Raw genomic sequence first — 22,548 nt, forward strand, 5'->3', positions numbered from 1 at the left:
TCTTCACCCTCGGGGCCGGTGACGATGGCCATCTGGGGGCCGTCCATCATGGGTTTGTGTTCACACACTGGCCGCCAGGTTTTATCGGCCGGGATGGCGGTGAAGTCGTTGTGGTAGCTGGTGGGTTCGCTGCCACCCTCTTCTTCCATGGCCTGGGGCTGTTTGCCGGTGTGGGTGATGGCGGTCAGCAGCCATTCCCGGTTCAGGCTCTGGCTGTCGTGGTCCTGCAGCTCTACTTTGGCGCCGGGAGTGAAGTCCGGGCGGTTGCTTTCGCCTTTTGCCAGGGAGGCGTCGTTTCTCAGGGCGTCCAGTCTGGCCTGGGTGAAGGGCTGACCACTGGCGTCGGCCTTGTAGCGACCGGGGTAATCGTAGTGTTGGTAGTCTTCACGGTGACTTACCTCACCTGCACTGTGCTCGTGCATCAGGGCGTAGGCGGGGTTCTTGAAGGTGTAGTCCTTCATGGCCACGGAAGCGGCTTTGATGCGCTCTTCGTAGGCGAAGCTGAACACACAGGCCTGTTTGCTGCTGCCGCCGGCCTGGGTGTTGCAGGGCACCGGGTCCAGCTTGGGGGCGTCGCCGTGGTGGTCAGCGATGATTAATGCTGGTTGTTCTTCGCCATCCACGCTGCCGTGCTGGTAGCGGTAATGCCAGCCTTCTTCGGCGGCCAGGCGGTTGATGAACTGCAGGTCGCTTTCCCGGTGCTGGACGCAGTATTCCCGTTCTTCGGGGGCGCGCTTGAAGTCAAAGACCGTATCAATGATGCCCCGCTCTTCCAGCAGGGTGCGCACGATGGCATCGGTGGTCTGGGTCTGGAAGATGCGGCTGTTGTGCATCAGGTCCAGGCGCCAGGCCGGGGGCTGGATGACCATTTGATAGGCGGTGCGGCGGTGGCCGGTGTTGCCTCGGACGAATTCGTTGACCACGCCGGTGAAGCGCCGCACTGGCTGGCCGTCTTGCCACACCACCAGGTCCACCGGTTGTTCCAGAACGTCAGCAGCGGCCACATCGGGGTCGGTGCTCGCCAGTTCTAACCGGCCATGAAACAAGGAAGACAGCTGTTCGGCCAGCTTAAAGCCAACTACCGAAAAGTGATCTGAGGGGAATTCGCCTACACGGGCGGTGAACTGCAATCCGCTTGCCTGGGGCATGACTTCGGTCCCTGAAGAATGAACATTTCCGTTTCAGCCGGCACCATCCAGGTGCAAGCTCCGGTCAACCCGGGCATTCAAGCCCGGGCGACGGGACACAGTTTAATACAAGCTGCGGGGTATGCGGTACCCCGAGAGCAGCTGCTGTGTGAACGGGTTGGTATTACTGGCCGCATGCAGGCGATATCGCATCTCACCATCGTCCACGGTGAACTTCACATCCACGGCATTGCTGCTGACGCCGGCAATTTCCGCTTTATCCAGCAACCGGAACAGCGCCCAGGGGCCGCTTTCCGAGATACTTCGGGGCGAACGGTTGACCTGAATCGGCACCAGAGTGATGCGGCTTTCCACGGAATCCCGCAGGGTGTTGGGCCAAACCAGCGGTATGCTCTGGCGTGGGCCGTGGGAGAACTCCACCAGCTGGCCGTCGATGTTCACCACCGCCCGGCGCTTGTTGTTGGTGAGGTTCAGGGGTTCCAGGGCGAATTCTACGTCCAGGGTGCCGCTGCGGGTGAAGAAAGCCTGGCGAATCTGCCTTGCGCGATCCAGAGAGGCCACCACGTCCCGGCGCACCAGGCTGGCCCGGCGGGCGTCGCCCACATGCTCGGGATGGTCTTCCAGGAACAGTTTCAGGTTGTCGTTGTAGAAGGTTTCCAGGATGCCATCCGGGGCGAAGAAGCGCTCGAAGTCCTGCAGTGCGGCATCGCGACCGGCACCGGCGGTGAACGGATAATGCCGGGCCAGGTTCTGCTGGAACGGCTGGTAAACTTCCCGGTACCACTCGCGCTCCAACTGAGCCACCGCACGGTCAAGCACCACGCGCCAGCTTTCCGTGGCCAGTCGGTTGAGCACGCGGTTCAGTGGCTCCGGCTGGTGGTTGGCCATGCGCTGCAGCGTGAAGATGGGGTCTGCCCCCTGCAGGCCCATGCGGGCACGGGCGGCGCTGAGCGCGGCTTTGCCGGCATCCGGGGACTCCTGGATGTTGCGCAGGTATTCATGCAGTTCACCCACCACCTGCATGATTTCATCCAGGCCAGAAGGCTGGTCACCCTGCTTGCGGGTCAGCCGGTTCAGGTCGGCGAACTGGCGCTCGATATCCTGCAACATACGGAAATGGGGCGACTGTTCCAGCAGTTTTCGGGCTGCCTCAGCTTCACCGTCACCCACCGGGATCAGGCGGGTATTACTCTGGACCTGGCCAAGGAACCGGGCCAGGGGTTCGTGGCCGCTGGTCAGGCTTTCCAGAATGCGCACGCCGTGGTTCAGGTCTTCAAACCGGTGGACATCCAGCCGGCTGACGGCGGTGCGCCAGGCTTCCGCATAATTCTCGGCATACAGCGTTTGCAGGCTGGCCAGCAGCTCTGCCTCGTCCGCCTTGCTGAAATCCACATCATTGCGCCGACCCAATACCCAGGCATCCACCAACGCCAGTTCGGTCACCGAACCGGATTTGCGCAGGAACCACTTCTCCAGGCCTTCGCGGGTCAGCAACGCAGGGATGGACAATGGATCCTCTGCGGACGGTAATTCATCGCCCAGCGGTTCACCGTACGCGTCCATGCGGGTGAACACGGTGGAGAAGGCTGGCCCGGAGCTGCGCGCCAGCTCCAGCGGTGCCTGGAATTCCCGGTTGGCTTCCACCTGCAGATCACGGTACACGCGGTCTGGCGTGCTGATCCGGCCCAGTTCATGCTGCGCCCACTGCACACTGCTGCGGAACGGTGCCAGTGCCATGGTGGCGGTCTGGTCGCCCTCGGCCGCCATGCCGGCCAGGTTGGTGTGGGCCATGGCGTATTGCAGGTGGCCATAGAGACGGTTCTGCACCTCCCGCTGGCCGGGGAAACGGTTCTGCCAGTAGCTTCGCATGTAAGCGGCGACAAGGTCACTGCGCCGACCGCTGGCGTCGTACAGCATGCGCAACACCCGCAGGTGTTCCAGGCGCTCGGTGCTGTTGTCAGGTGCCCGGCCCATTTCTTCCATCACGCCAAACATCAATGCAGGCAGGTACTGGTAGGCCAGCATGTCGAGGTAGGCGGCGTCCACTTCCGGCCCCACTTTGTGGCCCTGATACAGGCCCATATCGGCTACCAGGCTCCACTCGTTGCGGTAGTCGCCGAACGCCATGGTGGCCTCGCGCAATTCATCCAGCGGTTGCAGCAGGTTACGGCCGGTGCTGTCGGGCTCGTAGCCCACCGGCTGCCAGTTGTTGATAAAGGCGTTTACCCGGTTTTCCACCTGGGCGGCGGCGTCTGCGTTCTTGATGAAATAGTGCTGCCAGCCGGCGGTCATGCCGGCACCGGCACACACCGCCACGGCGGCGGCCACAGCGACTTTGCGACGGCGTTTGCCGACCACCTTGCGGTTATCGCCCGCCAGGCCCGCCTCTGGATAGATCACCTCCGGGAACAGCCCTTTGGTAAACAGGCTGACCGACTGACCGCCTCGCTGGGCTGGCTGGATGGGGCTGGTCATCTGGTAATTGTGGGCAGCGGCAGAGACAAAGGCATCTTCCGGCACACCTTCCTGCAGCACCGAGGTGAAATAGGTACCGCGAACCAGGGCCGGGGTGGAGAAGGCATCGGCTGACAGCAGGTCGGTCAGGAACTGCTCCATGGTGGTTTTCAGGCCCGCCAGCTGACGAGTGAACGAGTAGGCCGCGGCCCGCTCTTCGTTGTCGCGGGTGTCCGCCAGGACATCCGGCAGGCGCTGGCTCAGCTCATCTACCATGTCGTTGTAGCGATCTGCGAACTGTTCCAGCCACTGATCGTGATCCTGCTGGCCATCCAGTCGGAAGGTGAAACCCAGCGCCTTATCTTTCTCGGCTTTTGACAGGGTACGCACGAACGGTGCGAAGCCGTACATCAGGTCCATTTTGGTAAAGGTGACATACACCGGCAGCCGCGAACCCAGCTGTTCCATCAACTCCCGCAGGCGAGTGCGCAGCAGGATGGCGTGGGCTTCCCGCTGCTGGTCATTGGCGGTGCTCAGGCGGGCCAGATCCACGGCCAGAATCACGCCGTTCAGCGGGCGCTGGGGACGGCTGCGCTCGAGCCAGCCGATAAAATGGTTCCACAGCCGGTTCTGGATTTCGCCGGTAGCGCCCTCGCCCTGGTTCTGGCTCAGCAGTTCGCCGTCCGGGTCGATCAGTACACCGTTGTCGCCAATCCACCAGTCAAAACCGAAGGGATTGCGGTCGCCCCGGTTATTTCGGGTAACGTTGGTAAGGGTGTAGGTTTGCCCTGCCCGCTGAATCAGGCTGGTCTTACCGGCATCTTCCAGGCCCATCACCAGGTACCAGGGCAGGCGGTACAGGCCTTTGCGGCCGGGCAGATTGCTTTTCAGGGCCTGCAACTGGCGGTCCAGCAAGCGCTGCTGCCGGCGTTCCATAGGCAGGATCGGATCTTCCTGTTCCTGTTGCTCCTCGGCCTTGGCTTTATTCACCTTGCCCAGCCGACGAGCCAGGGCCATACCCCAGAACACCACCACCAGCAAAATCACACCAAGCGTCACCAGGGCCCGCATCTGCCAGGCCATCAACGGGTACTCTCCGCCAATTTCCAGGCGGGGGCCCAGCCACCAGGTGGCCACCAGCAATGCGATGACCGCCAGCGCCAGGGTGACCGGTGCGGCGTTACGAAGATGAGGCAGTAGCCAACGACCAATGAGTAAGGCTTTTCTCCACATGGTTTCCATTCCTGCGTTTGATGCGTGCGGGCGTTACGCCAGTCGTTCCAGTTGTTTGATCAGGCCGGGTTCCCAGTCTTCCAGAACCAGGCCTCGGACCTGCCCTTGCAGGTCCTGAATCTGTTGCGCGGCCATGGCTTTCAGGCCGGTTTCTTTCAGCAGCTTGGCACTGGCCAGACGCCAGTACAGCCGTTCCCGGGGCTCCCGGGCATCGGCCAGGCCTTGTTCCAGCAGCTCCAGTGCCGCCGGCAGTTTGCTCTGCCTTGCCAGTTCAACCGCACTGTCCAGCGCCTGCTCCCAGGGGTTGGCGCCACCGCCGTTGCCTTTGACCGTCGCCGGTGCGGTATGCATCCAGTCCGCGGCATCGTCACTGAGAAAGGCGGTGCCGTCATTGAAGGTCAGCTCTGCCAGTTCCGGCAGCCTTTCCACAAAGGCTTTCAGGGCTTCCCGGATGGCTTCGGCGCAATCGCTATGGCCCAACGCCATCGCCGCCCGGGCACTGAGCCAGTGGCCATCGAGCCAGAACGGGCTGACCGACAGGCTCTGTTCGATGCGCTGCCAGAGTTCGTTATCCGGGGTTTTATCCAGACTTTCCTTGTACTCCGCCACCCGGTCTGCACTCACAGCAGCCAGGTCTGTTCGCTTGCCATCCCGGGTGGGCGGCAGGCTGGTGATGCTTTGCCAGATGGCATGGCGGCGCATCTGATAACCCAAGGGGTTGTCCGGCTCAGTGCCGGTGAGCAGTTCAGCCACTTTCAGCAGGCTCTGGCGGGTCGCCCGCTCATTACTCGGGTCCAGTGTCAGGTTGCCCAGTGAGGCGCTTGCGGCAGTGGTAGCCGCCGGCTTGTTTACTACCGCCGCTGCCGGCTGGCTCGGAGCGGTTTGAGGCTCCCCGGCACTGGCCTGGCTGCCAGGCTGGTCTGGTTTGGGCAGTTTCTCTGCCGCCCGCTTCAGATCAAACAAGGCGTCACCCGGCAGGTCTTTGGCTTTGGCCTGGTCATCCAGCTTGTCGATCAGGTCCAGGCAGTACTGGCGGCCATCACCCACGCTGGCATCAAAATTCAGGCTCTCCACACCTTTGAGGGCGCGTTGCAGCATCTGGGTAAACAGCATTTTTCGGGCACGCTGGCCCTTGGCGCCGGGATAGGGCCAGGCGTTCTCCCACCAGCCATCCAACACCCGATGCAACAGGTACAGTGACAAGGCAAAGCGTTCGCCGTCGCCACTGCGCTGCAGGCTGAGCATCAGAAAACCCAATACCTTGATGTCTTTGCTGCGGTCTGCCAGCAGCTTGAGGGCCTCGCTCTCTACCTTGTTCCAGTCGATGTCGTTGTGGGCCAGAGAACCCACTTTCATCACTTCGTCTTCCAGGAACTCCAGGACCGGGTCTTCGGCCAGGCTGTCGCCGGTGCCGCTTTCCCCCGGGATCGCACCGAGTACCTGTTCAACGTAAGGGTGTTGTTCAATAACCTGCATCGTTGCCCCCTTACCAGCCACAGGCCTGACGCAGTGGCCGGATCGCTTCTGCATAACCAGAGAGATCAAACAGCAACCCATCCAGCTCCTGGGCTTCGGCGTGAATGCGGGCGTCCGGCTGCCCGACGATTTGCTGCACTATGCGGATTGCCGGTAAGCCCCGGCCGGCACTGACCACCAGGCCGTCATCCCGTACCCGCCAATAGGCTCGCTCGGGCCCCAGTGCCACCTCCACCCGCTCCCGGTTGATGGGTTCCGGCAGCATGACGGTCAATTCGGTGATGTTGTTGTGGCACTGCAGTGCCAGCACTGGTCGCGGAGGCTGCACGCCCAGCGCGGAAACGGTTACCAAGTGGCCAGCCGCGGCACCGGTATCCCGATAGGTCACCCCGGACGCATCCTCACCACTGGCCTGGGCAAAGGCCCGGCGCCAGCGTTCGGACTGGTTGACCTCCGGCACCCGCCGACCTTCCTCGTAACGGGCCAGTGGGGTGGCAAACACCTCATCAAAACAGGCCAGCCGGTCGAGCCGGTTGGCTTCGGCCGTGCAGGCCTCGGCTTCCGCCAGGCGGGTGTCGGCCAGCGTGACGGTGCTGGCCAGCACCATGGCCAGGCCGAGCAGCCCGGGTTGGATTCGGTCTTTCAGGGTCATACGTCAGTTACCTGATACTTCAGACATTTATGGGCCAGGGTACGTTTGGGCAGGCCCAGGCTTTCAGCAGCCTGGGCACGGTTGCCGCCGTACTGGCGCAGTCGTTCACGGATAATGGCGGCCTCGAAGGCCTGGGCGGCGGCTTTCAGGTCGCGGATGTCATCCGCCACCGGAACCCCCACCATGGCTTTCGGTTCAACGCTGGCATCCATGGCCGGGCCTGGATCGGCAAACAGGTCATCCAGGCGTAACACTTCCGGCTGGATGTCATCGCCGGCGGGCGTTTGCAGGCAAGCCAATTCCACGATGTTGCGCAGTTCCCGCACGTTGCCGGGAAAGTTGTAACCAGCCAGCGTGTGCAGCGCGTGGCTGCTGATACCCAATGGGCCACTGCCTTCGCGTTCGGTGTACAGGCGAATGAAATGCCGGCTCAGGGCTTCCAGGTCTTCCGTGCGTTCGCGCAGCGGAATAACCCGCAATGGGAACTGGCTGAGGCGATAGAACAGGTCACGCCGAAAGCGGCCGTCTTCGATGCCTTCCTGCAGGGGCTGATGGGTAGCCGCCACCAGCCGGAAGTCGGAGTGCTGTTCATCCCGGGCGCCCAGGGGGCGGAACTGGCGGCTTTCCAGTACCCGCAGCAGTTTGGACTGCAGGGCCATGGGCATGTCACCGATTTCATCCAGGAACAGGGTGCCGCCATTGGCCTGGGCCAGCAGGCCTTCTTTGGCCTGGTCGGCGCCGGAGAAGGCGCCTTTGGTATGGCCGAACAGTTCGCTTTCCAGCAGGGTGTCCGGGATGGCAGCGCAGTTGACCACCACCAGCGGACCATTCGCCCGGTCGGACATGTCGTGGATGCCCCGGGCGACCACGTCTTTGCCGCAGCCGGTTTCGCCCTGGATCAGCACGGACAGCTGACTGCCGGCGGCACGCACCACCTGGGCCCGGAGGTTCACCATGGCTTCGGAGTTGCCGACCAGGGTGTGGGCCAGTTGTTCACAGCGCTGGCGCAGGGTTTCGGCGTCGTGCAGGTGGTCCAGGGAGCGTTTGAGCATGCGCCGCTGCCAGACCTGGTCGCGGGTTTGCAATTGGCTGATCCACTGGTGTACCAGCAGTTGTTTGATGCCGGCGTACAGGGGCTGACCGACGATGCCTTGCCAGTCTGGGTGGTCGCTGCAAAGAACGAGGATGCCGAGGGTGCGGCCGTCTTCGCCGGCGAGGGGTTCAAGCCAGAGGCTTCTGGGGCGGTCGCTGGCGTCGAACAGGGTCTGGAAGCCGGGGTGGTCCAGGCGGTAGCTGGCGGCGCGGGTAAGCTCTCTGGGCTGGCCGGTTTGCAGTACATGGGCAAACGGGTGGCTGAAGTCGCTGCAGTCGAATTCGCTGGTGTCGCCTAGTTGGCCACAGTGGAGGGTTCGGCCGCTGAGGTCGAGTTCGAGGGCCCAGCATTTGGTGAGGCCGAAGGCCTTTTGGAGCTGGCTGGTGGCGGTGTTCAGCAACGCAGGCAGGGTGTCCTGTTTGATGAGTGCCACCGCCAGGTCTATGCCGGTGTGCAGTTCCTTCTGCATCCGTCCCATTGCTATCGTTCCTTCTTTATGGAGATCGCCGCCCGCACACCGTGGGGGATAGCTTTCCAAAACACGCTGTGAATACATCCTTGTACGCTCCGCTGCCGTTCGGCGCCCGCACACTGCGGGGTTAAGTCTTCCAAAACACGCCGTGAATACGTCCCTGTAGGCTCCGCTCCGCCATCCATGGCTCCGCAGGGTTTTGGAAGACTTAACCCCGCAGTGCGCTACTTTCAGCGAGTTTCCACGCTAGGCGACTGTTCCTGTGAATTTGTTTTCGTTAACTCCAAGAGTGACCTTGGTCACCGGCTCTCTTGCCGCCAGTTTTTCCAGCAGCGCCAGCGACACCGGTGGCAACAGCTCACCTTCGATGATCGACTCCAGCATCCTTGCACCGTTTTCACTTCTGGTGGCGCGGCTGCGGATGGCTTCTACCAGGCCGTCTTCCAGTTCCACATCGGTGTGGTAACGGGCTTTGATCTGGTCGGCCAGGCGCTGGAGTTTGTCGCCGACGATGCGGTTGAGGGTGTCTTCACCCAGCGGCAGGTAGGGCACCACTTCCATTCGTGCCAGCAACGCAGGTTTGAAGAAGTTGGCCAGTTCCGGGTACAGGGCTTCTTCGATCTTTTCCGGTGCTTCGGCGTGGTTGACGATGGTCTGGTAGCCGAGGTTGGAGGTGAGGAAGAAGACGACGTTTTTGCAGTCGATCAACCGGCCTTCGCCGTCCGCCAGTTCGCCTTTGTCAAAGGCCTGGTAGAACAGGTTGAGGACTTCCGGGTGGGCTTTTTCGACTTCGTCGAGCAGGACCACGGAATAGGGCTTCTGGCGGATGGCTTCGGTGAGGATGCCGCCTTCGCCAAAGCCCACATAGCCTGGGGGTGAGCCGATCAGGCGGGAGACGGTGTGCTTCTCCTGGTATTCGGACATGTTGATGGTGGTGAGGAACTGGCGGCCGCCGTAGAGCAGTTCGGCCAGTTGCACCACGGTTTCGGTTTTGCCGACGCCGCTGGGGCCTACCAGCAGGAAGGCGCCCATGGGGCGGCCGGGGCGGCGCAGGTCGGCGCGGGCGGTGAGCAGGTGCTGGTGCAGGCAGTCGATGGCGGTGTCCTGGCCTTTGATGTGGGCCTGCAGGTACGCCGGCAAATGGGTGATTTTTTCCAGCTCGTCGGTGGTCATGCGGTTGACCGGGATGCCGGTCCAGTCGGCGATGACTTCGGCGACCTGGCGAGCGTCCACGCGGGCATGGACCAGGGGTTCATCAGCTTGCAGCTCGGCCAGTTCCTGTTCGATGGCGGCGGCTTCGCTTTTCAGGTCCGGGCGTTCTTCGTGATCGCTCTCGGCCAACTCAACAGCGGCGTCAGCGGCGGTTTCGGCTTCGACATCACCCAGCAACAGCTGTTCGCGGATGCCGACCAGCCGGGCCACCAGGTCGCGTTGGTCGTTCCAGCTTTGCTCCAGGGCTTCGGCTTCGGCGGTCAGGTCGGCGATGCGTTGTTCAAGTTCCTGTTCCCGCTCGGCGTCAACGCTCTGGCCCAGAGTATGTTCCCGGCTCAGCAGGTCCTGTTCCATGGCCAGTTGGTGCAACTCGCTGCGCACGTGGCTGAGACGGCGCGGAGGTGTGCTCAGGTTCAGGCTGACCCTGGCGCAGGCGGTGTCCATTACGTCGATGGCTTTGTCCGGTAATTGGCGGCCGGCGAGGTAACGGGCAGACATTTCCGAGGCGGCTTTCAGGGCGCTGTCGGCGACCAGTACCTGATGGGCTTTTTCGTAGACAGTACGCAGGCCCCGGAGTATGTGGACGGCTTCGCCCGGGGTCGGCTCGTCCAGGGCGACCGGCTGGAAGCGGCGGCTCAAGGCCGGGTCTTTCTCGAAATATTTCTTGTATTCGCGCCAGGTGGTGGCAGCGATGGTGCGTAACTCGCCCCGGGCCAGGGCCGGTTTCAGCAGGTTGGCGGCGTCGGAGCCACCTTCGCTGTTGCCGGCACCGATCAGGGTGTGGGCTTCGTCGATGAACAGAATGATCGGGGTGACGGAGCCTTTGACCGCTTCGATCACGCCTTTCAGGCGCTTCTCGAACTCGCCCTTGACCGAGGCGCCAGCCTGCAGGGCGCCCATGTCCAGGGTCCAGAGTTCGACGGTTTTCAGGCGGTCCGGCACGTCGCCGTTGACAATGCGCAGCGCCAGGCCTTCCACCAGGGCGCTTTTACCGACGCCGGCGTCGCCCACCACGATGGGGTTGTTCTTGCGGCGGCGGCAGAGGATGTCGATCATCTGGTCGATTTCTGCATCCCGGCACACCACCGGGTCCAACTTTTCTTCCCGGGCCAGCTTGGTGAAGTCGGTGGCGTAACGCTTGAGCGGGTCCATGTCGGTATCCGCCACAGGCTTGGCAGAGCCGTTTTCCGTCAGCTGCGGGCGTTCGACGGAACCTTCCGTGAGGCGGTCGAATTGTTTGCGCAACTGTTCCCGGTTGATGTCTACCAGGGTCTGGGCCACCCGGGGCATCAAGTAGCGGTCGGCGTTCATCAGCAGGGCCAGGAATACGGCGCCGGAACGCAGTTCGGTGTGGCCCAGCTCGGTGGAGGCCAGCAGCCAGGCGTCCTGCATCAGTTCCACCAGCAAAGGCGAGAACGAGGGATAAGGCTCGGCGGTCTGCGGCTCGCCGTTCAGGCTGTCGCCCACCAATGGCTGCAGTTGCTGATGATTGATGCCGGTGTGTTCCAGAATCTGGCGTACGTCAGAGAACGGCGTTTCCAGCAGTTTGAACAGCAAATGGGCCGGGGTAATCTCGGCGCCCTGGCGGCTGATGCACAGGGCGGCGGAGGCTTCCAGGGCCTGGCGTGAAATGTCGTTAAGGCGCCCGATCAGCGCCGGCAGTTCTACCCGAATCACAGTGATATCCTTATTTCGGTAGTTGGTCCAGTACGCTGAGCACATCCCTGATGCGTTCGTTCAGCGCGACGTTGTACAAGTGGTAAATGCCCGCCATGGCAGCAATAAACAGGCCGCCAATACCCCACAGGGGCAGGCCGCTGCGCAGCCGGTTGCGGGCCGGAGCTACGTTCTCCGTGGCGTCGGCCAGCGGCTGCGGGTCCCGGTCGGCGCGCAGTTCACGGAGTTGCTCATAGAGGCCGCGAACAATTCGGTCGTACTCATCCCGGCCGTTCTCCATGACCTTGTAACGGCCTTCAAAACCCAGGCACAGGCACAGGTAGATGAAGCCCAGCATATCGCGGTAGCGGGCTGGCTCCTTTTCCATGCGAGCGAGGATGGCGAACACCTTTTCCCCACCCCAGGTTTCATTGTGGAAGCGGGACAGCAGGGAGTGCTGGGACCACACACTATGGGCGCCCCAATCGGTGCCCAGCACCGCTTCATCAATGAAGGCGCAGAGCACGTAGCGATAGGCCACCACCGTCGGGCGCTCATAGCCCTGCTCGATCAGCTCCCGGTCAATGGCCGCCACTTCGTCGACCACTTGCTGGTACAGGTTTTCCACGTCCCGGAAATCCGCCAGCCGGCGGACCCGGATCACCAGGCCCAGCAGTGGCGTGGCGGCGTCGATCAGGCGGTTTTCTTCCAGCCCTCGCAGCTGGAAGCCGGCGTTGTCGAATTCGGTTCGGGAGCCACTGTTGCCGGCGTCCGCAAACAGAAGGTCACTGAATGCACTGTCACCCGAATCCCTGGTGTTGTCTGGTCTGTCCATTACCGGTGCACCTGCCATGGTTTAGCTCCTGATTGCCCAGAATTGCATTTCCAGCCCGGGGAAGCTGCCGGCCACGTGGAAGGCAAAGCCACTGGCGTTGTCGAGCATTTGCCAGGCCTGGCTCTGGTCGTCCAGCCGGAAGTAAACAAAGCCGGCGTGGTACGGCAGCTGGCGCGGCGCCACCGGCAGAGCCGACAACGGAATACCCGGCAGCTGCAGGCTGATGAGGTCGCGAATCTTCTCCACCGACGCCACTTTGCACTGCTGGGTGAACTGCTTGCGCAGGTCGTCCAGCGGCATGTCGGCCTTCACCGCCAGGATGAATTCGGCATCCTTGATGATCTGTCCATCCTGCACCGGTGCCACCGTCAGCCCGTACTGGCGCTGCTGCAGCGTGATCGACAGCGCTCTCGGTTCCAGCACGGTGCTCAGGGCCTGTCGCAGCACTTGCATCAGCGGGCTGAAGCAGGCTTCCGGCAGGTCGTGGTCATAGGGGGTGAATTCCTTGGGCAGCCGGCTTTCGTCGGTAAAGGTCACCAACTCGCCACACAGCTCAAGCAGAGCCTCGTACAGGCGCTCGGGATGCAGCTGGCGCAGCCGGGCCAGGTGCATGAATTTCGGGTGCGCCCGGTTCAGCATCTGCAGCAGCATGAAGTCAGACACATCCGCCACACCGCCCTGCCCTGGCGCACCTACGCGCTCGGCGATGTTGCGGGCCCGCTCCTGCATCAAGCCAGCCATTTCGCCGACGAACCGCTGCAAGCGCGGGGCTGAACGGACGCTGAGCATGGTGGGCAGGAAGTTGGGGTCCATCACCAGGCTGCCATCCGGGCGTTTTTCCAGGATCCGGCCGATGGCCACCGAGGCATAGGCACTGCGATCGTCCCGCTCCAGCATCAGGCGCGGCGCAACCCGGCCCACATCGATGCTGTGGGCGTCGCCATCAATGGAATGCAGATCCCGGATTTCCACGGTCTGGGCACGAAAACGCCCTGCTACCGGGGCATCCGGCCACTCCACTTCCGCCAGGGTATCGCTGCCCAGGGGCAGCGCCAGATACACCACCTGATTGGCCACCGACGCATCGGTGATTTCCAGGGGCTCCGGCATCACATCGTCCTGGGGCAGATTGAACCGGGTACCATCCGGAAACAGTCCGGAAGCCCGCACCAGGCCAACCCGGCCAAAGCTCAGGTACTCGGCGTTCAGCTCCAGGTCACTGAAGCCATACAGGTAGTCCGAGACCGCCAGCGCCCGCTCGTTGATCTGGTGTTCCAGATATCGTTGCTGCTGCTGGAAGTGCTGGGGCTTGATAAACAGCCCGTCACTCCAGACGACTCGATTGGTAGCTGCCATCAGGTATCTTCCGAACGTCTGAGTTGTACTTCCCGCTCACGCAGGTTGACCAGCAGGTGGTAGGTGTCGCCCACCGGATCCACCCGGATGACCTTTTTCCACTGGGACAGGTTCGGGTAAGCATAGAAGGCGATAACGCCGATAAACCGGGTGTCCTTGCTGATCTCGAACGGTGCCACGTACTTGAACTGGCCCGGTACCAGGGTGTAGTCGCTGTGGTCCACGTAGTTGCGGCCCAGGGACTTTTCCAGGTCGTTCAACAGTTGATCAAAGTCGCCGGCCATCAGCAGGGAGCTGTCCCGCAGCTCGATGATCTGATAGGCAATCGGCGTGGGCGCCAGGGATTCGTTCGGGTTTACATCCGGTTCAGCGAGCATGGTCAGCGCCACCTTGCTGGGCAGCTCTTCCGGATAGCCCACGGGAATATCGGGGTCCCACAACACCTTGGCGGTTTTGGTCACCGCGTTGTACGGGGTGCTGCACCCCACCATCAGCATGACAATAGCCAGCAAGCTCCATTTGCAGTACTTCATGAAAGGCTCTCCCTCTGTAATTGGCGCAAGTGTTGGTCGTAGGCCTGGTCGAACACCTCCTGGAAGAGGCGTTCAAATCCCTGCTGACGACTGGATCTGAGTTCCCGGTAATAGTGTTGGTACATGTTCCAGGCCCAACGGCCTTCGTCTTCGTTGTCTTGCAGGCCACGGCGGTAGCCGTGGAACCGGCGCAACAGGGCCTCCGGCGAGAAGGCATAAAGAATGGCTTCCAGGGCTTCCCGAATGGCTTCACGGGTGGCCTGCTGGTGATGGTTCAGGCTCTCCAGGCTTTCCCGAACCGCAGCCGGAGCAGACAGGTGCACCGGGCTGCGCTCGGCGGCAAACAGGGTCTGCATGGTGCCGGTGTAGTCGTCACCCAGGCGCAACGGGTTGTCTTCAATCGGCTGCAGGCGGGTGCGCAGGGCCCGGTGCCGCGAATCTTCACCCTGATGCAGGGCCAGCAGGCCTTCGACCGTGGCTTTCAGGGTCTGGCCGGCTTCCTCCAGGAACAACCGCATTTCATCGCTGTCGGCAAAATCAATGTCGGCTTCCATACCTCGCATCAGGGGGGCACCGCTGATGTGTTGCCGGCTGGTGTCTTTGGCTTCCCGGCTGTGTTCCCTGAACTCTGACATTCCCTGTCGCTCCCGTGTGTCGTGCCCGTTCTTGCGGGCGTTACGGTTCATTGGCAGGCCCATGGCCACATCCCGGTTCTCCCGGTATTCATCGCTGACCTCGGCCGAGCGGGCAAACCAGGACTGGTCACTGGCCAACAGCTCGGGGGCTTCTTCCGCAGGCTGACGGGCCGTTTCCTGCCAGGGCGCCAGCGGGTCGTCACTCATCGTTTCTCCCGCCGGAGTATGCAGTCCCTCGAGGGGTTCCCGGCCATCCGGCATCCTCTGACCGGTTTCTGCCCGCAACAGTGAATCTTCCTCCACATCCACCAGCTGCCGGTCCTGCCCGGAGCCTTCTTCCAGCTCTGAGCGGTCAACCGCATCACCGTTCAGCTCTGCCCGCATCCGGTAACGGCCGATGGTCAGGGTGTCACCATGATTCAGCCGCGCCCTGCGGCCCCGGCCCACAGGCTGGCTGCTGCTGTTGATGTAGGTGCGGCCACTGCGGTCAATCAGGCAGAAGCCACCATCCAGGAAGCGAACCTCGGCATGGCCGGCTACGGCGCCGGTGCGATGGGGCGACAACCGCCAGGTGTCGTTGGCCGCCGTGCCAATCGACCCGCCACCGGTACCAAAACTGTGTTCAATGCTGGCACCACCGCCGGTTTCGGTCGGGTTGATGATCACCAGGGTTAATGCTGCTGTCCGGTTTGACACCTGTCTGGCTCCTTGCCTTATCGTCGTATCTGGATGCGCACCGCCGGGCGTTCACGGGCCCGGTCCGGTGTCACAAAGGAATTCCAGCCCAGGCGCACATCCTCACCCAGCTGCATGGGCCGGATATCCTTGGGCCGCATTTGCAGCTCCAGGTCGTAGGCCAGCTGCTCCCGGGTGGTGAATTCCACCAGCTTCACCAGGCGCTCATGGTCCCGGCCGTTGGGCAGGAAATCCGCAAAGCGCTGCCGGCTCAGGTTGCGCAGGCGCAGGATGAACTTGCCGCTGCGATCCCGGATGCTGGAGCCAACCAGGGTGTCCTGGCCCAGGCTGGCATTGGCCTGGCCCAACCGCGTTTGCTGGTCTTGCCCGATGGCCACCTTGCGCAACACCCACTGCTCGATGCTGACGTCTTCCAGGTCGAAACAGTGTGCGACAATGCCACTGACCACTTCCGGCGACCGGCTGCGGCCCGCCATCTGGCCGGCGTAGGCCAGCATCTTGGACCAGTTGACCGGTGTGGCTTCCCGCAAGCGGCTGTCACCCAGACCGACCAGGGAAAACACCAGTTCGGAAAACCCGTCGCTGGCGCCGGGCTGGAACCGCACGTAGTACCGGTACTTGCGCCAAGCCCGGTGGAACAGGGTGACCAACCGGTGGTTGAAAAAGTCCAGAAAGTGACGGCGCACTCCCAGGTTCTGGCCTGCTTCCCAGGCCAGGTCCTCCAGGTAGTAGCCCGGCAACGGCGACTGGGAGCCGTGCAGGCCGAGAAAGCTCACTTCCATCTGGTAAGGCGCGTGCTCGTGTTCCGGCGACAGGGCCGAGACCACATCGCTACCCGGAAAGCCCAGGCCGGCCGAGGCCGAAAACCGGATACGCTCCTGGCGGGGCTCGCCGCTGCCGGAGCTTTCCAGATCGTCGCCATGGTGCCGGTGAATCAGATCCACCAACTGGAAAAAACTGTAACGCCGCGCGTTGCCGAGGACAGGTTCCAGCCCGGCTACATCAGCGGCTGCTGACCTTGCTGTAACGTCCATGTGTACCGTTCCTGATTGTCTGTATTCACCACTTCCAGCTGGTGAAAGGCATTGATACTCGCGTAAAGCGCAAAAAACTGGCTCAGTACCGTTCCGAACAGGTACAGATCCCCTTCGCTGCCGAAATTCTGCTGATCCAGCTTCAGCACCGAGCGAATACCTCGCACCGGCAAGCCACGAACCATGCGGTCCACCGGCTGAGTGGTGATCTCACTGATGCCCGCCAACCGTTTCTGGGACACCCGCTCGGCCTGTCGGTCGACCAGCGCTCGAAAGTCGTATACCCGCAGCACGGTGCGCAGGGCATCCACATCCAGCATGGACAGGTAGTTCAGGGACAGATTGGAAATCAGCGTCCACAACAGGCTGCCGTCCAGCGTTGGCCGCAGCGTGGCCGTGGGCCGGGTAATGTTGCTGAACGAGGCAAACGCCGGGGTGGTCTCGGTGGCCATGCAGATCTCACCCACGGCCAGCTGCTGGGGCAGTTGCCGGTTGGTGCAGGTCAGCGTCAGCGACACCGCTTCCTGGCGGTTCATGCATTCGGACTCGTCGCCCCGGACAAACGAGATGTAGTGATCAAAGCCATCACCGCGCACGCTTTCACGGGTGCGAACCCGGTAATACAGCGCCGTGCGGCCACGGTCCCGCTCCACCTCGTGCTGGAAACTCTCGAACGCGGTGTACAGCCGAGGTTCCCCCCGGCCGGAACGCCCTTCAAGCCAGCCTTCCACCTGTTCGATGCTGAACACTTCAAAGTGCTCCGGACAGCGGCTGGACGGTGAAATACGGTACTCGGTCTGCCGGCCGTTCAGATCTACCGGCTCGCCTTCGTGGCTGAACAGGTTGACCGCCGGGGTGCAGTAGAGCTGCAGGGAGTCCCGGGTGACCCGAACATCGGGCGGTAGAATCCGGCTGAAATGAAAACGCAAGCTGATCTCATCGGCCTGCACCGCCGGCAACCGGGACTTGAGGCCGGCGATGTCGATAAACCGAAAGGCCTCGGGAAAACTCAGGTATTCCTGAATGATGCGGTACCCGGCGTAGGCGTTCTTCGGATACGGCAAAATCGCCTCATCGGCGGCAAAACCCACCGGCTGCAACAGCGACGACGGCAGGTTGTATACATTGTCGCCCACCACCAGCTCCATGCGGGTGAGGTAGTGGTTCAGCCACAGGTACAGGGTTTCGGCGGTGTGGTTATCGCCGCCCAGATAGAACCGCAGGCTGCCCAGGCCCAAAGCATTCAACGGCTGGTCTGTGTGCAGTCCCAGGTCGACGGTGACCGAAGACACTTCCCGGGAATGCTCGGCGTGGGCATCGGCCACGCTGACCGGGAAGATATCGACCGCCCGGCAGGTACGGAACCGGCACTGGGTCTGGCGGCTGGCTTCGCCCAGGGGTCGGCTCTTGATTTCGGTATGGCGCTCAACGGTTTGCCGCTCGCTGATGGCGTGCAATTGCGGGTCAAAGCGCATGATGGTGCAACTGGGCACCGGCCGCAGGTAGTTGGGCCAGAGCATGTTCAGCAGGGAATGGGTCAGCTCTGGAAACTCGTCCTCAACCTTTTCCCGCAATTTGCCGGTCAGGAAGGCAAAGCCTTCGAGCAGCCGTTCCACATCCGGGTCGGTGCTTTGTTCGGACAAAAAGCGGGTAAGCTGCGGATGTGCCTCGGCAAATTCCCTGCCTTGCAACCGCAGAAAGCTCAACTCATCCCTGTAGAACCTGTTCAACTTCATCTTTACTGAACCTTGTCTGCTCTTTGCCTAGCTCCGAGCCAGCGTGTGGGTAGGCCTTTCCAAAAGACGCTTCGAGCCCATCCATGGGGCGCTTGAGCTCCGCCATCCATGGCTCCGCACACTTTTGGAAAGGCCTACCCACACCCTGTCTCTCATCCCTGTATTCAAAGCCTTTACAGTCTTCACGGTCACCGGAACCACTTAAACCAGAGTTTGCCGGAGGGGGCGGTGATACTTTTCTGCCGGGAAAAAAGATGTCTGAGCGCAGCGAGTTGTTTTTTCCCAGAAGAAAAGTATCACCGCCCCCTCCAGCCCCCACAGGCCAAAGCAACCAAATCTAAACCACCCGGTAATACCGCTTGTCATCCAAAACCAGGTCAATAGTCGTCCGGTCGTCACTCCCTGCAACCTGCAGATAAACCGTCACCTGAAACTTCAACTGCAGCGGGTCCGGGCCCGGTGGCAACGCCACCACATCCACCCGCTTGACCCGCGGCTCAAACTTCTCGATGCACTGACGAATCGCCCCGCGAATCTGGATACTCAAATCCTGAGTACCCAGGGTGGCATCGTTGAAATCCAGCAATCCCAGGTCTGGTACGCTGGCGCTGTTGCCCGGGTGGGCATTCAGCAGGCGCACCAGGTGACGCTTGATGGATTCCACCACATGGGTCACTTCACCCATGCCCTGCCCCGCGGGGGCGGCGGCCTGTTCGAGCCGTTCAAACAGGCTGCCAGTATTGCGAACGCCGTCAGTGCCAGTGGCGCCGAACATGGATTAATCCTTGTCCAGGCGGCCGACCAGCGAGAGTTCGAAGTTGGCACCCATGTACTTGAAGTGCGGGCGCACGGCCAGGGAGACCTGGTACCAGCCCGGATCGCCCTCCACTTCCGACACTTCCACCTTGGCGGCACGCAACGGGCGGCGGCTGCGGACTTCGGCGGGCGGGTTTTCCTGGTCGGCCACGTACTGGCGAATCCAGGTGTTCAGTTCCCGCTCCAGATCCTGGCGTTCTTTCCAGGAGCCGATCTGTTCGCGCTGCAGCACTTTGATGTAGTGGGCCAGGCGGTTCACGATCATCATGTACGGCAGCTGGGTACCCAACTTGTAGTTGGTTTCCGCTTCCTTGCCTTCTTTGGTGTTCGGGAACTGCTTGGGTTTCTGCACCGAGTTGGCGGAGAAGAACGCGGCGTTGTCGCTGCCCTTGCGCATGGTCAGGGCGATGAAGCCTTCTTCCGCCAGTTCGTATTCCCGGCGGTCGGTGATCAGCACTTCGGTGGGAATCTTGGCTTCCAGCTGGCCGAAGGACTCAAAGGTGTGCACCGGCAGGTCTTCCACGGCACCACCGCTTTGCGGGCCGATGATGTTCGGGCACCAGCGGTACTTGGCGAAGCTCTCGGTCAGGCGGGTAGCCAAAAGATAGGCGGTGTTGCCCCATAGGTAGTGCTCGTGGTCGCCGGAGACTTCTTCTTTGTAGTTGAAGCTGCGCACCGGGTTCTCGGTTGGGTCATAGGGCACACGTAGCAGGAAGCGCGGTGCGGTCAGGCCCAGGTAACGGGCGTCTTCCGATTCCCGCAGGGAGCGCCACTTGGCGTATTTCGGGCCTTCGAAGACGGCACTGAGCTCCTTGATAGCCGGCAGTTCCTGGTAGCTGTCGACACCAAAGAACGACGGCGCCACCGAGGACAGGAACGGCGCGTGGGACATGGCGCCTACGGAGGACACGTACTGCAGCAGCTTCATGTCTGGCGTTGATGGACTGAAGGCGTAGTTGCCGACAATGGCACCCACCGGCTCACCACCGAACTGGCCGTATTCTGCGGCATAGATGTGCTTGTAGAAGCCGGTCTGGGTAACATCCGGTGCAAACTCGAAGTCTTCCAGCAACTCCTGCTTGGTGGCGTGCAGGATGTCGACTTTGATGTTCTCGCGGAATTCAGTGCGGTCGACCATCAGTTTCAGGCCGCGCCAGGACGATTCCAGTTCCTGCAACTTGGGGGCGTGCAGGATTTCATCCATCTGGGCACTGATCTTGCGGTCCAGCTCGACCACCATCTGGTCCACCAGGGCCTTGTTGACCGGCTGGCCTTTTTCGTCGCTTTTCAGCAGGTTGGCGATAAACGTCGCTACCCCTTTACGGGCAACATCGTAACCTTCGTCGGCCGGCGCCATACGGCTATTGGCCATGACCTGGTCCAGCAAGGACCCTTCTGCTACGGATTCGGAGGCAGCAGATTGCTGCACAGCAGTATCAGACATACCACATCCCTTCAGTACGTGATTGATAATCGGTGTTGGTTACCGGGTTCCGGTGGTGCGCTTACTCGCCGCCTTCGGTGGCCAGTTCGAGCTCGGCCAGCAGTTTTTCCCGGGCGCTGTCGTTGTCCAGCAGCTCCTGCAGCTTGGAACGGAACGAAGGCACGTTGCCCAGCGGGCCCTTGAGGGCAACCAGGGCTTCACGCAGCTCGATCAGTTTTTTCAGCTCGGGTACCTGGCGGGCAATGCTGTCCGGAGAAAAGTCGTCCAAACCCTGGAATTCCAGATTGACCGGCAGGTCATCGGCATTCTCTTCGAGCTTGTTGGAGACCGACGTAGACAAAGTCAGACCGGCTTCCTTCATGACAGAACGGAAGTTGTTCTTGTCAACGGAAATGGCTTTGCGGTCTTCGATGGGGGTTTCTTCAGCATGGCCCTTGAAATCGCCAACCACAAACATCTTCAGCGGCAGCTCGGTTTCAGCCTGCTGGTCGCCGGTGGCGGGGACATACTTGATATTGATGCGCTCTTTCGGCGCGACGGAACCGTCTTTGGCAGACATGGCGTGCTCCCTGTGCAATTCATTTGCAGTGTTGTTCAGTCCTTGATGCCTGCCGTCCTGGCAGACAACGCGTCAAACTGTACACAGGTGATCTGGCATTCTCAAGCAAAAACTGGCCAGCAATGGCCCAAACTGTGCTGTCGGGCAAACTTTTGCCAGATAGCCCTGTTGCCGGACCGAATGCAGTTTCAGTCAATGACGGCACTGCCGGCCAAGGCTATACTCGCGATATCCTTCGAGGAGACAACCATTTACACCAAGGAGACACACCATGAGTGACCTGAAGGCGAAATTTGATGAAGCGGTAAACTATATCCAGACCGCCGAGGGCGATTTCAAACCGTCCAACGAGCTGAAACTGGAGTTCTACGCCCTGTACAAACAGGCTACCGAAGGCGACGTATCCGGCAAGCGCCCGGGCATGATGGATTTCGTGGGCCGCGCCAAATACGACGCCTGGGAGAAGCTGAAAGGCACCTCCAGCGATCAAGCTATGCAGCAGTACATCGATAAGCTCGACTCACTGAAGTAATACCCCTTGGGCTGTGCCCGCCCCTTTGGCGCGTGCAGCCCTCAACCGCAGGAAAATACCGCCTTCGGTTTTGCGCCGTTCAAACGTTTGTCATATGATGCGCGCAACATAACAACAACAAGCTTTCCGAAGAGTACACACCATGGATATTACCCAGGCGCTCGAGCAGTCACGGCCCGGTATGGTCGGAGATGTACAGGCCGCCATCCGCAAACGCCAGCTGAATCAGCGGGCCGAGCAAACCTACCTGCACTGGATCAGCCGTTTTGTGCTGTTTCACGATCTAAAAGACCCGGCTCATCTGGCGGCAGAAGATCAACTGCTGTTTCTGGATTATCTGAGCAACAAGATCCGCGTATCTCGGGCTAGGCTTAACCAGGCCACCCAGGCGCTGACCTTCTTTTACGAGGACGTACTTGGTAAGACGGCCACCCCGAACGCAGCAGTGGCCTGAACAGGTTCGAAGTGGCGCCGGGGGAATCAGCGCCCGGTCATATTGACGTTCAGAGTATCGTAGGTGCGATTCTCCGGTGGCCGGATCGAGTAGGTGTTGCTGTGGGTCTGGCCCGGGATGAGCTTGGGATTGCTGAACCGGATATCCACCGGAATTTCGGAGCGCCCGAGATCGGTACGGCTGTCTCTGGGCTGCAATGCCAGAGGATCAAGATAGAAATCGTCGTCACTGGCGGTTTGCACGGGAACGCCTGCGGCCGGCGCTTCGAGCCCGCCCTCAATGACCGTATTGGCCAGGGTTTCCTCTTCGATGGAGCGGAACGGAATGGTATCAATGGTAGAGCGCTGCTCCAGTTCAAACGCCGGTGCTGTGTTGCCGGCGCTTTGACCCTGAGCGCTGGCTGATATCAGCCCCAGCGATAGCACCACGGTAGCCATGGCGACCAGGCCTGCCCATTTTGAACCGGTGTGTGACTCTGACGAATTCATCGCATCAACCCTGATTGATCTTCCATTGCCCTTT

Annotated in this window: 18 protein-coding genes; 2 read left to right on the plus strand and 16 right to left on the minus strand. The window is 61.5% G+C overall.

Going from position 1 to position 22,548, the window contains the following annotated elements; all coding sequences use genetic code 11:
- The 15 genes from tssI to tssB form a co-directional block, all read right to left on the minus strand.
- Positions 1-1,148: type VI secretion system tip protein TssI/VgrG (gene tssI, locus C7H10_RS18525; protein ID WP_146136836.1), on the minus strand; the 1,148-nt coding region annotated here is incomplete at its 3' end.
- Positions 1,149-1,250: 102 nt separating this feature from the next.
- Entirely contained in the window at positions 1,251-4,844 is a 3,594-nt protein-coding gene (gene tssM, locus C7H10_RS18530) for a type VI secretion system membrane subunit TssM (RefSeq protein ID WP_106696048.1), read from the minus strand.
- A gap of 24 nt (positions 4,845-4,868) precedes the next feature.
- A complete protein-coding gene (tssA, locus tag C7H10_RS18535; RefSeq protein ID WP_106696049.1) occupies positions 4,869-6,311 on the minus strand; it encodes a type VI secretion system protein TssA in 1,443 nt (480 codons plus the stop codon).
- A gap of 10 nt (positions 6,312-6,321) precedes the next feature.
- Complete coding sequence (vasI, locus tag C7H10_RS18540) at positions 6,322-6,963, minus strand: type VI secretion system-associated protein VasI (protein ID WP_106696050.1); 642 nt, start codon at positions 6,961-6,963, stop codon at positions 6,322-6,324.
- A complete protein-coding gene (locus C7H10_RS18545) occupies positions 6,960-8,525 on the minus strand; it encodes a sigma-54 interaction domain-containing protein (protein WP_106696116.1) in 1,566 nt (521 codons plus the stop codon). The genes vasI and C7H10_RS18545 overlap by 4 nt, the downstream gene beginning before the upstream one ends.
- Before the next feature lie 249 nt (positions 8,526-8,774).
- The gene (tssH, locus tag C7H10_RS18550; RefSeq protein WP_106696051.1) at positions 8,775-11,462 is read right to left on the minus strand and encodes a type VI secretion system ATPase TssH; all 2,688 of its coding nucleotides are present in this window, start codon (positions 11,460-11,462) and stop codon (positions 8,775-8,777) included.
- Positions 11,428-12,249 (minus strand): type IVB secretion system protein IcmH/DotU, encoded by an 822-nt coding sequence (gene icmH / locus C7H10_RS18555; RefSeq protein ID WP_106696052.1) that lies wholly within the window; start codon positions 12,247-12,249, stop codon positions 11,428-11,430. The genes tssH and icmH overlap by 35 nt, the downstream gene beginning before the upstream one ends.
- Before the next feature lie 3 nt (positions 12,250-12,252).
- Entirely contained in the window at positions 12,253-13,587 is a 1,335-nt protein-coding gene (gene tssK, locus C7H10_RS18560; protein ID WP_061331933.1) for a type VI secretion system baseplate subunit TssK, read from the minus strand.
- Entirely contained in the window at positions 13,587-14,120 is a 534-nt protein-coding gene (gene tssJ, locus C7H10_RS18565) for a type VI secretion system lipoprotein TssJ (protein ID WP_058090742.1), read from the minus strand. Before tssJ ends, tssK begins: the two co-directional genes overlap by 1 nt.
- Positions 14,117-15,451, minus strand: coding sequence for a type VI secretion system-associated FHA domain protein TagH (tagH, locus tag C7H10_RS18570; RefSeq protein WP_106696053.1), 1,335 nt, complete (start codon positions 15,449-15,451; stop codon positions 14,117-14,119). The genes tssJ and tagH overlap by 4 nt, the downstream gene beginning before the upstream one ends.
- A gap of 17 nt (positions 15,452-15,468) precedes the next feature.
- Positions 15,469-16,485 (minus strand): type VI secretion system baseplate subunit TssG, encoded by a 1,017-nt coding sequence (gene tssG / locus C7H10_RS18575; RefSeq protein ID WP_072676012.1) that lies wholly within the window; start codon positions 16,483-16,485, stop codon positions 15,469-15,471.
- Positions 16,449-18,221 (minus strand): type VI secretion system baseplate subunit TssF, encoded by a 1,773-nt coding sequence (gene tssF / locus C7H10_RS18580; RefSeq protein WP_061331937.1) that lies wholly within the window; start codon positions 18,219-18,221, stop codon positions 16,449-16,451. Before tssF ends, tssG begins: the two co-directional genes overlap by 37 nt.
- A 337-nt stretch (positions 18,222-18,558) precedes the next feature.
- Positions 18,559-18,996: a type VI secretion system baseplate subunit TssE gene (gene tssE, locus C7H10_RS18585; RefSeq protein ID WP_106696054.1), complete on the minus strand. Its 438-nt coding sequence runs from the start codon at positions 18,994-18,996 to the stop codon at positions 18,559-18,561.
- 3 nt (positions 18,997-18,999) lie between these two features.
- A complete protein-coding gene (gene tssC / locus C7H10_RS18590) occupies positions 19,000-20,481 on the minus strand; it encodes a type VI secretion system contractile sheath large subunit (RefSeq protein WP_058090747.1) in 1,482 nt (493 codons plus the stop codon).
- A 61-nt stretch (positions 20,482-20,542) separates the two neighbouring features.
- Complete coding sequence (tssB, locus tag C7H10_RS18595; RefSeq protein WP_058090748.1) at positions 20,543-21,040, minus strand: type VI secretion system contractile sheath small subunit; 498 nt, start codon at positions 21,038-21,040, stop codon at positions 20,543-20,545.
- A gap of 271 nt (positions 21,041-21,311) precedes the next feature.
- On the opposite strand from tssB, the gene C7H10_RS18605 reads away from it, so the two are divergent.
- Together C7H10_RS18605 and C7H10_RS18610 are read left to right on the plus strand one after the other, a co-directional pair.
- Complete coding sequence (locus C7H10_RS18605; protein WP_061331939.1) at positions 21,312-21,572, plus strand: acyl-CoA-binding protein; 261 nt, start codon at positions 21,312-21,314, stop codon at positions 21,570-21,572.
- Between the two features lie 142 nt (positions 21,573-21,714).
- On the plus strand, positions 21,715-22,026 hold the full coding sequence (locus tag C7H10_RS18610) for a site-specific integrase (protein WP_061331940.1): 312 nt from the start codon (positions 21,715-21,717) through the stop codon (positions 22,024-22,026).
- Positions 22,027-22,052: 26 nt separating this feature from the next.
- Here the strand turns inward: C7H10_RS18610 and C7H10_RS18615 are convergent, their stop codons facing one another.
- The gene (locus C7H10_RS18615) at positions 22,053-22,514 is read right to left on the minus strand and encodes a hypothetical protein (protein WP_058090752.1); all 462 of its coding nucleotides are present in this window, start codon (positions 22,512-22,514) and stop codon (positions 22,053-22,055) included.
- Positions 22,515-22,548 lie beyond the last annotated feature (34 nt).

The sequence above is a fragment of the Marinobacter shengliensis genome (assembly GCF_003007715.1).
Classification (GTDB): Bacteria; Pseudomonadota; Gammaproteobacteria; order Pseudomonadales; family Oleiphilaceae; genus Marinobacter; species Marinobacter shengliensis.